Raw genomic sequence first — 13,448 nt, 5'->3', positions numbered from 1 at the left:
TCAACTTCTAATGCGCCTCCAACCAATTCAAGCCAGTATCAACCTCAACATCAAGCGGCACATCCAATTTAAAAGCACCTTCCATTTCCGTTTTAATTAAGGTGGTGAGTTCTTCGAGTTCTGGTTTGTAGATATCGAAGACCAATTCATCATGCACTTGTAGGAGCATCTTCGATTTGTAATGTCCTGCTTCAAGCTTGTTGTAAATATTAATCATGGCAATTTTAATAATATCAGCAGCAGATCCTTGTATCGGCGCGTTTACAGCATTTCGTTCTGCAGCTCCTCTAACCACAGCGTTACGAGAGTTGATATCTTTTAAATAACGACGACGCCCCAAAACGGTAGAGACATAACCATGATCTCTTGCAAAATCGACTTGCTTACTCATGTAAGCTTTTAATTTTGGGTAGGTCTCATAATAAGTGTCAATAAGTTCTTTGGCTTCACCACGCGATAAATCGGTTTGGTTACTTAATCCAAAAGCAGAAACCCCATAAATAATTCCAAAGTTCACCGTTTTGGCATTACTACGTTGTTCTCTAGTCACTTCTTCCAAAGGCACATTAAATACTTTGGATGCGGTAGAAGCATGAATATCTTCACCGTTTTTAAAGGCTTCAATCATCGTTTCTTCTTCACTTAATGCCGCAATAATTCGTAATTCTATTTGTGAGTAATCGGCAGCTAGTAACGTGTATTCATCACTTCTTGGTACAAAAGCTTTTCTAACTTGACGACCACGTTCTGTACGGATAGGGATATTCTGTAAATTAGGATTATTACTACTTAAACGACCTGTTGCAGCAACAGTTTGCATATAATCGGTGTGTACGCGCCCTGTTGTTGGTTCTATCTGTAATGGTAAGGCGTCTACATAAGTACTTTTTAACTTGGCGAGACCTCTGTAGTCTAAAACATTCTGAATAATTTTGTGTTCTTTAGCTAAGTAACTTAATACGTCTTCTGCAGTAGAATATTGGCCTGTTTTAGTTTTCTTAGGTTTGTCTACTAATTTCATGTTTTCAAAAAGGACAATTCCTAATTGTTTAGGTGAAGCAATATTGAATTCTTCACCCGCAGCGGCATAAATTTCTTGTTCTAGATTTAGAATGTCGTTATTAAGCGCATCCGAAAGTGAGTTTAAGAAGTCCTTATCGAGATTAATCCCTTCTAATTCCATCGCTGCTAAAACACGAAGTAAGGGGATTTCAATCTCATCGAATAATTTCTGCGTGTTAGCTTCTCCTAATTCTGTGGTGAAATGTTCTTTTAACTGTAAAGTTATATCAGCATCTTCAACAGCGTATTCCGTTAGTTTTTCTAACGAAACATCGCGCATAGAGAGTTGATTCTTTCCTTTTTTACCAATCAGCTCTGTAATAGAAATAGGTGTATAGTTTAAATACGTTTCGGCTAGGATATCCATATTATGTCGCATATCTGCATTAATTAAATAATGCGCTAGCATGGTATCAAATAATTTACCTTTAACTTGTAGGTTGTATTTGGCTAAAACTTTAATGTCGTATTTTAAATTCTGACCAATTTTTTCAATGGTTTCGGCTTCAAAAAAGGGTCTAAAAGTTTCTATAAGATTTTGCGCTTCTGCTCGGTCTTCAGGGAAGGGAACGTAATAGCCTTTTCCGGTTTCCCATGAAAATGAAATCCCAACCAATTCTGCTGTTAAGGCATCTAAACCGGTAGTTTCTGTATCAAAACATACAGAGGTTTGACTCATTAAATTCTTTACAAAAAGCTTTGTTGCCATACCAGACGCTACACTTTGGTAAAAATGAGAAGTATTTTCTGCTGTTTTACGTATAAACTCAGATACGATTTCTGTTGCAGAAGGTTCGCCGCCACCAAATAAGGAGAACTGACCAGCTCCTGCAGATTTTTCTTCAGTCGGTGTGGTTTTAGGGGCTTCTTTTTTATCGGAAGTAGCAGTTGCAGCTTTAGTTGCTTCTACTGAAAAAGTCTTGGTAAAATTATCAATTAAACGTCTAAATTCTAATTCTTGAAAAATTTCTGTCACTTTAGGAATATCTGGTTCAGACATTTCAAAATCGGCAGCATCAAATTCTACAGGAACATCAAGCATAATAGTAGCCAATTTTTTAGATAATAATCCAAGTTCTTGGTTGGCTTCAATTTTCTCTTTCATCTTCCCTTTTAATTCATGCGAATTTGCAAAAAGGTTTTCCATACTACCATAAGCAGCTAAAAATTTCTTAGCCGTTTTTTCCCCAACACCAGGTAGTCCAGGAATATTATCAGAAGCATCTCCCATCATTCCTAAAAAGTCAATGACTTGAAGTGGATCGGTAACTTCAAATTTCTTTTGTACTTCGGGGATGCCCCAAGTTTCGTAACCACCACCAAAAACAGGGCGGTACATAAATATGTTTTCAGAAACGAGTTGTGCAAAATCCTTATCTGGAGTCACCATAAAGGTTTTATATCCTTCTTTTTCTGCTTTTTTAGCAAGGGTTCCTATCACATCATCCGCTTCAAAACCTTCTTTTACCATTATTGGGATATGCATGGCTTTTAGAATTTCGTAGATATGAGGCACCGCTGTTTTTATACCTTCAGGTGTTTCATCTCTGTTGGCTTTGTAAGCTTCAAACATTTCTACACGATCAGCACTTCCGCCTTTATCAAAACATACCGCTAAATGATCTGGTCGCTCACGTTTTATAACATCTAAAAGTGAATTCATAAATCCCATAATAGCAGAGGTATCTTCTCCTTTAGAATTTATTCTAGGGTTTTTTATAAAAGCGTAGTAGCCTCTAAAGATTAAAGCATAGGCATCTACTAAAAATAGGCGTTTTTGATCTGACATATAGAAGTTTAATTTGAAATTGTATGTCTCTTTGAGCTTAATTGAGAGTTTTTTAAAGTCGTTAGATAACTATAATGTAGTTCTCTAACTACGTTTGTTATCTTCAATTTAAAAAATATTTTAATCTCAAGAATGCTCCAACAGACAGGAGTTTCAAAACTACGAAAAAGTTATCAGACCTATAGGTTTTTTGAAGGCTTCACTTTCATTAATTTGAAAAGATAATTCATGAAAATAAGGTTTAATATTAAGAAGCGGTATTTAATAGGTTTTAGTTTATTTCGGACTTTATAGATACTCCGTAGATGGTCCGTAGATACTCCGTACATAGTCCGTATGCAGTCCGTAGTTGTTTTTTTGTGTTTTTAAACTTGAAGAGTTCTTTTTATTAAGATTCTATATTCTCAATTTTTAGATAAAAAAAAGCCGAAACGTAAGTTTCGACTTTCTTATAAATGATTAATAGCGTAATGTTTGGAGGCTTAACAGGTTTTTATAGTCTTAACTTTAATTTGAAGACTCTTTCTGTAAGCTTTAATACTGATAATTTCGTTACTTTTCTTACGATTTATTTTTAAAACTTTAGCTTTCACTTCAGCAGAAACACTAGCACTTGTAGCTTCTGAAGTTTCAGATTTAATTGTTTTAGCGGTTTCAACAACTTCAGTTTCATTGTTAACAATAACGTCTTGTTGAGCGAATCCTGTAAAAGACATTGTTAAAAAGAATAAGATGATTAAACCGTTTTTCATAATAGTAAGAGGTTATATTTGTTTAACTTCAAGTCAAAGAAACGTAACATTCTGAGTGTAGTTATAATTTTTAGATAAAAACAATCGATAAACGGTTAAAAGGAAATTGCTCGTAAAAAAACACGTTGAAATACATGGTTTCTATTGTTAGCCCTTTTAAAACGTTAGTTTCTAAGATAAACACAATCATTTTTAAGTTTAAAAACACCTTTTTATAAATCGTATCGATGAAATACATAAATTAAGATTGAAGTACGTATAAATAGCTTTTAATTATGAAAGATTTTAATAATAACCCTTATTTTGAAGTGTTCTCAAAGCAGCATCAAAATCAGTATGCAATTGGAAACCAAAGTTATAAAACCCGTATTGAAACTTTAAATAAACTTCAATATGCTATTGAAGTCACTTACAGAACAGAAATTCAAGACGCTTTACATAAAGATTTAGGGAAGCCAGTATTAGAAACCGAGCTTACAGAGATCTATGCTATTATAGGTGATATAAAATATGCTAAAAAGCATTTGCACCAATGGATGCGAAAACAAAACGTAGAAACACCAATGTCTTTATTGGGGTCTAATTCTTATATAAAGTATGAGCCAAAAGGGGTTTGTTTAATTATTTCGCCATGGAATTTTCCTTTTAATCTTACATTTGGACCGCTAGTCTCAGCAATTGCAGCAGGAAATACTGTAATTATAAAACCTTCGGAGATGACGCCAAATGCATCAGATTTGATGTCTAAAATTGTTGCTGCAATCTTTTCTGAAGATGAAGTTGCAGTAGTGCAAGGTGAAGTTGAGGTATCTACTCAATTATTAAAATTACCATTTAATCATATCTTTTTTACCGGTTCTCCAAACGTTGGGAAGATCGTTATGAAAGCTGCATCTCAACATTTAGCATCCGTAACTTTAGAGTTAGGAGGGAAGTCACCAACGATAATAGATAAAACGGCGAATATTGATAAAGCAGCTAAGAAAATAATGTGGGCTAAGTTTTTAAACACAGGTCAAATCTGTGTGTCTCCAGATTATGTTTTAATAGATGAAAGTATTAAATCTCAATTTATAACAGCTTGTAAGAAATGGATAGATGCTTTTTATAAGGACAATCCACAAGTATCTGAATCTTATGGTAGAATAGTTACAGATAAGCATTTTGAGCGTTTAAATTCTTATTTGGAAAATGCAAAAGCATTAAATGCGAAGTTTGAAGTTGGTGGCAATACCGATAGCGCTTCAAAATATATAGCACCGACTATAATTTCAGATTTAAAACCTGAAGCTAAACTATTAGAGGAAGAAATTTTTGGTCCTATATTACCAATTGTAACTTATAACAGTTTAGATATTGCGATTGCTTATATCAACTCAAAACCACAACCATTAGCACTCTATATTTATAGCAAGAGTAAAACTAACACGAATAAAATTATAAATAATACCAGAGCAGGCGGAACTTGTATTAATAATAGTGTGCTGCATTATGCCAATCACGAGTTACCTTTTGGTGGTGTTAACAATAGCGGAATTGGTAAGAGTCATGGGTTTCATGGATTTAAATCTTTTAGCAATGAACGTGCTATAATGAAACAAAATACTTTTGGTGTAACTGAATTGTTATTCCCTCCTTATACAGGGTTTAAGGAAAAGCTAACAAGGTTGACTATTAAATGGTTCTAGTCTTTGTTAGTTAAGCTAGATTAAAATTGCTCTTAAGGATTACAAATACTTAAGAGCAATTTTTTTATTCAAGATGTTTTATTAGAATAAAAATTCAACTAGTACGTAACACCTTGTTTATCCAAAATTGTTTTAGCTCTAAAAGCATAAAATAATAAATAAGCAAAACAAGCTACAGCCATCCAATATGAGGATTGAATGGTAAAGACATCTGCTAACTTCCCTTGTAATGGTGGAATAATAGCTCCTCCTAAAATCATCATAATTAAAAAAGCAGAACCTTGAGAGGTGTATTTTCCTAAACCAGCAATGCTTAAGGTGAAAATACATGGCCACATTATAGAACAACATAATCCACCAGATAAGAAAGCGAATAAAGCAATGTTTCCAGAAGAAAACAGTCCTATTAGCATGGCTAATACACCCAATGTGCTAAATGTTTTTAAAGTCTTAACAGGGTTGTCTTTTGCGAATAAAAAGCCGCCAATTTGTACGGCGATACAAATTCCGAAAAAGAGAATTTCATTAAGCGTAAAACTGTATTTGACTAAGTTGGCTAAAATGATAACGCCAAAAGCTACATATGGAACTATAATTAAAAGGACTTTCTTCAAGCCTTTACTTGGGTTAAAAACAGTAATAGCACCAACCCATCTTCCTATCATAAGTCCACCCCAATAAAGAGAAATATACTTTCCTAATTCCGAATCATTTAAAACAGGTAGACCAAGGGAGTTTAATCCTGTGTCTTCAAAACTTTGTTTTAAAAGTTCACCAAGATTACTTCCTGTAGTAACTTCTACACCAACATAGGTAAATATAGCGAGCATCCCTAAAACGAGTTGTGGGTATTTCATAGCGCCCCAACCTTCTGGATTTTTAGAGGCTCTTGTGTTAGCTATAAAAACGGTAGCTATAACAGCAAAAAGGGCAATGAATAAAATAAGTAATCGTGTGTGTTCTAACGCATCAGTCGCCACTGTGTCACCAGCATAAGTGCTAAAAATATAACCAAAACAACTAATGATGACTAAAGTTAATAAAAGTAATAAGTTTCTAGCTTTATTAGCGGGTTCAAAAGCGGTATCAGATTTTAATGCCGGAAGTTTTTTTGAAAAATGAAACAGGCCTGCGGCGATTAAAAATAAGGCGCCAACGCACATGTATAAAACCTGAACGGTTACTAATGTGATTTCATTCGAATTAATTTTTTCGGCCAATTGATCTGTAGACCAAGAAGCCGTACCAAAAATGGCTAGACTGACAACGATAGGTCCTATGGTTGTTCCAAAAGAGTTAATACCGCCTGTTAAGTTTAAGCGATGAGATCCTGTTTTTGGGTCACCAAGTGCTACAGTAAAAGGATTAGCAGCGGTTTGTTGTAATGAAAATCCAAGAGCAACAATAAAGAAGGCGATAAGTACCAAATAGAAAACTCCGGTTTGTCCTTGTTCTGCTCCTGCAGTAACAGGAAACATAACAAAGGCACCAATGGCAGAAAGAAGTAAACCGTAAACAATACCATTTTTATAGCCCCAGTTATTTAAGATGTCTCGTTTTATGGCACTCGACATAACAAAAAGAGAAAGTGCACCAATGTAATAAGCGCCGTAAAAAGCAAAATCTACCAACTGTGACTGAAACTGATCAATATTAAAATAAGTTTTACAAAAAGGAATAAAAACACTGTTTGATGCAGCTATAAATCCCCAGAAAAAGAAAACCGTACATAGGGTGGCTAATGCCGATTTGTTATTTTGATTATCACTCATTTTATAAAATTGTTAGTTTAGTGTATTTGTGGTTTAGAAATAAAATTCAAAAAATTGAATTGAAATTTACGAATTAAACCTTTAACAGTTTCATAAGATAAGTCATTTTTGAGATACTTAATTTTGTCAATTCAAATAAACAAGATGATTCGTTGGATACTTTTTGCTCTATTATTTTTGATATTAACGGTTTATGGTTTTCAAGCTATAAGAACAGTTACTAAACAAACTTGGGTTTATTACCTGTTTTTTGCTGTTGCCATTGTAGTGGTAGGTAATTTTATTTTTCAATTTACTTCGGGCAATGAAGGACGCGTATTAACGCCACCTAAAAGTTTTGCATTCGGGTTTTTATTGACTTTCATGGCTTTCAATATAGTACTTATTCCATTTTTGTTTGGCGAAGATATTATTAGAGGAATTATAGGGCTTTATGATAAAGTGGTGGTTAGGAAAGATGAATTTCATTTACCATCGCGTCGTAAATTTGTGAGTCAGGTGGCTTTAGGTTTAGCTGCCATACCATTTGGTTCGCTTTTGTATGGCATGTATAAAGGGAAATATAATTTTAGAGTCCTTAACTATACGTTACATTTTGATGATTTACCCGAGGCTTTTCATGGTTATAGAATTACTCAGATTAGTGATATACATTCAGGGAGTTTTGATGATAAAAGTAAGATTGAATATGCTATAGATCTTATAAATGAACAAGCTTCAGATGTGTTGTTATTTACCGGTGATATGGTGAATAATAAAGCGTCCGAAATGCTGCCTTGGAAAGATACCTTCGGAAGATTAAAGGCTAAAGACGGTAAGTTTTCTGTTTTAGGAAATCACGATTATGGTGATTATGTCGATTGGAATTCACCTGAAGCGAAACATCAAAATCTTGAAGATTTAAAAGCGATTCAAAAAGAAATTGGCTTTGATTTATTGTTGAATGAAAGTCGATATCTCGAAAAAGACGGACAACGATTAGCGCTAGTAGGTGTTGAAAATTGGGGTAAAGGAGGTTTTAAAAAAGCTGGAGATTTAACTAAAGCCGCATCAGAAATACAGTCTGATGATTTTAAAATATTAATGAGTCACGATCCAAGTCATTGGGAAGCTAAAGTACTCAATGATCCTTATCATTACCATTTAACGTTGAGCGGTCACACGCATGGAATGCAATTTGGAATAGAAATTCCGGGTTGGATTAAATGGAGTCCTGCGAAATGGCGTTATAAACATTGGGCTGGTATTTATACTGAGTTAAATCAACATATTAATGTTAATAGAGGGTTTGGGTATTTAGGATATCCTGGACGTGTTGGTATTTGGCCAGAAATCACCGTGATTGAGCTCAAAAAAGGACCGAAAAACGCTTAATTGTAAAGAATTGCTTACTTTTATATAAAGGATACTGTAACTTATAGCTGTTTATTAAGCTCAGTCTACAGTATCAATTTAACTAAAACCATAACGTATGTCGAAATTTGGAGAATTAATAGATGGTCAAATTCCTGTTCTTTTAGACTTTTACACGGAAGGGAATGTTGAATCTTCAGCTATGCATCCTATACTTAGAGATGTGGCGGCTGTATTAGGAGATAAAGTTAAAGTCATTAAAATTGATATTAATAAAAACATGGAACTTACTGAAGCACTTCGTGTTAAAAGCTTGCCTACTCTAGTTATATATAAAGATGGCGAAATGAAATGGAGGCATAGTGGTGTTCAAAATGCGAATGCTATAATAGATGTTATTCAAGAATATATCTAAATAGCACTTTATCATTCCTGAGAAATCATGAGTCCACATTAAAAGAGCCCCTTCTCTCCAAGCGGTTTCTAATCATAAATAAATCCTCTTTTTTTGCTAAATGAAAAACAATTAAAAAACTCCAGACACTTATTCCTATCAAAAGAGAAACTCCGCACTTTTGTCATTCTTGCGAAAGCAGGAATCCAATAAAATAATATCATTTATTTAATAACCAGTATAGCTGTTTTAGACCAGATCAATAGATGGTTAACAGATAAACTATAGATGTTATATGGTTAGTGTATGCATAGTGTATGGTTTGTATTAAACATAGGTTAATACTCTAATGACTTAATTTAAATACAAATCACAAAGTAAATCATAATTTAAAAAGTCGAATTTTGTAGAAATGTTGACTGGTTTCTTTTAGGAGAACTGCTGTTTTCCTGCTTAACCTTAAGTCTTTTAAGAGGTAATAGCTTTGAAACAATACCCTCTCTTACTATAATACTCCAAAACCCTTGGGAGTACATATTTTAAATTTCGTGAAGCTTTAACGCTATCATGTAAAACAATAATGCTGCCTTGTTTTGCTGTTGAAGTAATGTTTTTAAGACAGGTTTCTTCGGAAACAGATTTGTCCCAATCGAAGGGTAAGACTTCCCATAAAACAATTTTATAGCCTAATTTCCTAATCTGTTTACTTTGCTTTGGCTTGAACTTTCCGTAAGGAGGTCTAAATAATTTTAAATTAGAAGGATTAGATTCTAATTTATTAATTACAATTTTAGCTTTGTTAGAGTTGATTAAAAGTTGTGTTTTTTCAACATCTTCTAGGTAATGTTCCGTTTTACTTTTCCAACCTTTTAAATGATTGTAAGTGTGGTTTCCAACGCTATGACCCTCTTTTATAACCTTCTGAAAAATATCAGGATGCTTTTCTATATTATTTCCTATACAAAAGAAGGTGGCCTTTGCCTTGTATGTTTTTAATTGAGAAAGTACCCAGTCTGTAATTTCAGGAGTTGGGCCGTCATCAAAAGTTAAATAGAGTTCTTTATGAAGCGTGTTGATATTCCAGGTAAAATTAGGTAACAATGTTTTTACAATGTTGGGTATTTTAACTGGAATAATCTTCATGCTATTCTAATTTTTAGGCGCAATTTTGTCAATGGTATCTTTAATTGATTCCATAATATCAATATCATTTGGTGCTTCTGGTAATGTGTCTTCACTGTAACGGTTCATCAGTTCATCAAATAAACTTAGATAACTATTAAAAGTTTTCGTTTCCTGAAGCGCAAACTCTTTGTCATTATAAATAACAAGAATGTCAATTAATGATCTGTAGCGTTGTATATCCATATAGATATCTTCACCAACTAATTGATCTTGATTTTCTATTGAAAGTCCACTATAATAAACCAGATTTTCTTGGTATTTTTTAGCTACATCTTTATACAGTGCACGTCCTTTTTCTATGTTTCCTATTTCGTAATAAGCACTTACATAAGGTTCAAGTAACGAGTAAAAACCAAATTTATCAACAGGCATTTTTTCCATTGCAATGTCTGCAATTTCTTCAGCCTTATCTAGTTCGTTATCATTAATTAACTGTTCTATTAATCGTGCTAAATTACCTCTATAAGTTATACCATTTCTTCTGGTTTCAATATCGTAGTAAATGTCTTCACCACTACCTCCCCATTTCCAGTTCTTCACCATATCGTACATAAGATCTGGATCTACACGTCCCATATCATATGGATTCGCTTTGTCAACCGATGTTTTAATAGGAACAAGTTTGTAACACATTCCATCAAGCTGTAAGTAATCTTTTAACCAAACGTAATCTTCAGCTCCAAAAGCACCTCCTGTAAAATAAATAGGGCGTTCCCAATTATTGTTAGCTAATATATCTAACATTAAAAGACGGTTTTTGTAGATGTAGCTACCGCTAACTTGTGTGTAAAGATTACCTACAATTTTATCTGCATCTTTTGCTTTTACAATTCCGTTCTTAAGAACGGTTTCCTTATTTACAGGAATACTAATATTACGTGTTGGATAATAGTTAGAATTTAATAAGTGTTTAGGGTAGCGACTAGGGTCGTCTCCTTGAGCTTCAACAGCGAACTTAACCTTAGTATTTGGTTTTTCACTTGCCACAAAGTCCATAAACTGTCTAATGTCTAAGGTGTCTTTAGCAATTTTTGCACTGATTTCTTTATACGCAATAACATCTCTAGCTTCACCACGATATTGGTTGTGTGTTAATTGTGAAGGGATAGGGTCACTATCGTAAGCTTTACGTTTCATTTGATCGATATACCAATCTGTTTGAAATAAACTTGTATTAACCACTCTAACATCCGTACGTACACCTTCAATTTCTTGTAAATACCATAATGGGAAAGTATCATTATCTCCAATGGTAAATAATATTGCATTTGGTGCGCAAGACTCCAAATATTTACGAGCCATTGAGTTTGTAGTGTATTTACCAGAACGATCATGATCATCCCAGTTATTTGCAGCTAAAACTCCAGGGACAATAATTAAGCAAACTAAAGTAAGGGCAGGAGCAAGTAATTTTGTTTTAATAGTCTTCTTTAAAAGATCGTAAATGGCATAAACACCAAAGCCAATCCAAATGGCAAAGACATAGAACGAACCTACAACAGAGTAATCGCGTTCCCTTGGCTCAAAAGGCCTTACATTGGTGTAGAATTGTATAGCAATACCAGTCAGTAAAAAGAAGACTAATAATACCCAAAAACGTTTTAAGTCTGATTGCATTAAGAAAAAGAAACCTGCTAGTCCTAATAGTAAAGGTAAGAAGTAATAGGTGTTTCTAGATTTGTTTTCAGTAACATCAGTAGGTAAATTATCTTGAGATATCCCTAAATGTAATTCATCAATAGAAGATATTCCAGAAATCCAGTTACCGTTTTTATAGGTGTATCTACCTTGTATATCGTCTTGACGTCCTGTGAAATTCCACATAAAATAACGCCAATACATGTAACCAAATTGATATTGAAACATGTAAACAATGTTATCCGCAAAGGATGGTTTCTCAATAATTAAATACTGTTGACCATAACGTTTTAAAAACTGATTGTAACCTTCATAGTCAATTTCGCCATTGGCAACTCGCATTCTAAAGTCATTAACAAGTTGGTCAATTTGTTGTTTTTCACCTAACGCATACTGACTTGATTGTTCTTCTGATAAACCAGCGTTCATAGCTTCATTATAGGCATTTGTTTGTATGGTAGGGTCAACCTTAAAGTCAATCAAACCTGTAAACATCATGTAGTTTTCTGCATGTTCAGAACTCCACATTCTAGGTAAAATAGCAGCGTGCTCGTGATTGTAGTTTTGCTTACTTTTTTCCCAATCGTTAATAATGACATATTTCCCTGCTTCATCATCACGCTCGTAATTCTTTTTGTCGTCTATAAACGGTTCGTCTTTATCTGCACCAGAATAAGCTTCTGTGAAAAATGGTCCGTAGAATAAATGTGTTTCAGGATATTGTTCTAAGTTATAATAAGCTAATAACTCTCGTGCATCTGAAGGATTATTTTCATTAATAACCACATTAGCATTAGCACGTATAGGTAACATCATCCAAGAAGAGAAACCAATAAATATAAACATTAAGCAAAGTACTAATGTATTGGCATGTTTGAAGCCTTTTTTTATGGTATAATTTAATCCGAAATAAAACAAGGCTATTACCATAATACCTGTGATAATAGTGCCAGAATTAAATGGCAATCCAATAGAATTTACAAAAAACACTTCTAAGTAACCAAAGAGTTTTAATGCTGAAGGAAGTAAAAATTTAAATATAAAAAGCAAAATTGCTGCAGAAGCAATATTTGCAATAATAAAATTCTTAACAGTTATAGTCTTGTAATTCTTAAAATAGTAAAGTAAGCCAATTGCAGGGATCGTTAATAATCCCATAAAGTGAACACCGAAAGATAATCCAATTACAAAAGAAATTAATATAAGCCAACGGTTACCACGAGGCTTATTCATATCTTGTTCCCAACGCAGACCTAAATAAAATAAAACAGCCATTATTAAAGTCGCCATGGCATAAACTTCAGTTTCTACAGCATTAAACCAAAAAGAGTCTGTAAATGTAAAAGCTAAACTTCCTACTAAAGCACTTCCTAAAATAGCATAGGCTTTACTTGTATCTTTATCTTCATTGTATTTGGTAAGCTTTACAAGTAGTAAAGTTATAGTCCAAAACATAAAAAGAATGGTAAATGCACTTGCAACACCACTCATCATGTTCATAATCATCCCAATTTGAGAAGGTTCTAAAGCAAACATAGAGAAAAACGCACCAAACATTTGAAACAATGGTGCTCCTGGTGGATGCCCTACTTGTAATTTAGAAGAGGTTAAAATATACTCACCAGCATCCCAAAAACTAACGGTTGGTTCTATAGTAAGTGCATATACGACGCATGCTACGGCAAAAACAATCCATCCTAAGATGTTGTTCCACTTTTTAAAGTTAAAATCTGTCATGAAAAACCTTGCTTAATAATGCTGGCGAATTTACTAATTATTAGCTAAAACATGACGTTTTTAAGTTAACGTTAAGTT

General features: G+C 33.6%; 8 protein-coding genes. 3 read left to right on the top strand and 5 right to left on the bottom strand.

Annotated elements, in window-relative coordinates; all coding sequences use genetic code 11:
* Window positions 1-7 precede the first annotated feature (7 nt).
* Together polA and H0I32_RS06040 are read right to left on the bottom strand one after the other, a co-directional pair.
* Window positions 8-2,851 carry a DNA polymerase I gene (gene polA / locus H0I32_RS06045; protein ID WP_179312647.1) on the bottom strand — a complete coding sequence of 948 codons (2,844 nt, stop codon included), beginning with the start codon at window positions 2,849-2,851 and terminating at the stop codon, window positions 8-10.
* Window positions 2,852-3,333: 482 nt separating this feature from the next.
* Window positions 3,334-3,603 carry a hypothetical protein gene (locus H0I32_RS06040; RefSeq protein WP_173587041.1) on the bottom strand — a complete coding sequence of 90 codons (270 nt, stop codon included), beginning with the start codon at window positions 3,601-3,603 and terminating at the stop codon, window positions 3,334-3,336.
* A 275-nt stretch (window positions 3,604-3,878) separates the two neighbouring features.
* Between H0I32_RS06040 and H0I32_RS06035 the strand changes: the two genes are divergently transcribed.
* Window positions 3,879-5,291 (top strand): aldehyde dehydrogenase family protein, encoded by a 1,413-nt coding sequence (locus H0I32_RS06035; RefSeq protein WP_173587042.1) that lies wholly within the window; start codon window positions 3,879-3,881, stop codon window positions 5,289-5,291.
* Window positions 5,292-5,389: 98 nt separating this feature from the next.
* Here the strand turns inward: H0I32_RS06035 and H0I32_RS06030 are convergent, their stop codons facing one another.
* Complete coding sequence (locus tag H0I32_RS06030) at window positions 5,390-7,063, bottom strand: MFS transporter (RefSeq protein WP_179312649.1); 1,674 nt, start codon at window positions 7,061-7,063, stop codon at window positions 5,390-5,392.
* Window positions 7,064-7,207: 144 nt separating this feature from the next.
* Here H0I32_RS06030 and H0I32_RS06025 point away from each other — a divergent pair, with 144 nt between their 5' ends.
* Both H0I32_RS06025 and H0I32_RS06020 read left to right on the top strand, forming a co-directional pair.
* Window positions 7,208-8,437 carry a metallophosphoesterase gene (locus tag H0I32_RS06025; RefSeq protein WP_179312651.1) on the top strand — a complete coding sequence of 410 codons (1,230 nt, stop codon included), beginning with the start codon at window positions 7,208-7,210 and terminating at the stop codon, window positions 8,435-8,437.
* Between the two features lie 97 nt (window positions 8,438-8,534).
* Window positions 8,535-8,831: a thioredoxin family protein gene (locus H0I32_RS06020; protein WP_179312653.1), complete on the top strand. Its 297-nt coding sequence runs from the start codon at window positions 8,535-8,537 to the stop codon at window positions 8,829-8,831.
* A gap of 447 nt (window positions 8,832-9,278) precedes the next feature.
* Here the strand turns inward: H0I32_RS06020 and H0I32_RS06015 are convergent, their stop codons facing one another.
* Window positions 9,279-9,953, bottom strand: coding sequence for a polysaccharide deacetylase family protein (locus tag H0I32_RS06015; RefSeq protein WP_173587046.1), 675 nt, complete (start codon window positions 9,951-9,953; stop codon window positions 9,279-9,281).
* Between the two features lie 6 nt (window positions 9,954-9,959).
* Window positions 9,960-13,370: a DUF2723 domain-containing protein gene (locus tag H0I32_RS06010; RefSeq protein ID WP_179312655.1), complete on the bottom strand. Its 3,411-nt coding sequence runs from the start codon at window positions 13,368-13,370 to the stop codon at window positions 9,960-9,962.
* Window positions 13,371-13,448: the final 78 nt, after the last annotated feature.

Source organism: Winogradskyella sp. HaHa_3_26 (assembly GCF_019278425.1).
Classification (GTDB): domain Bacteria; phylum Bacteroidota; class Bacteroidia; order Flavobacteriales; family Flavobacteriaceae; genus Winogradskyella; species Winogradskyella undariae.
Note: the sequence above shows the minus strand (reverse complement) of the source record. Positions and strands in the feature narration are given on the sequence as shown.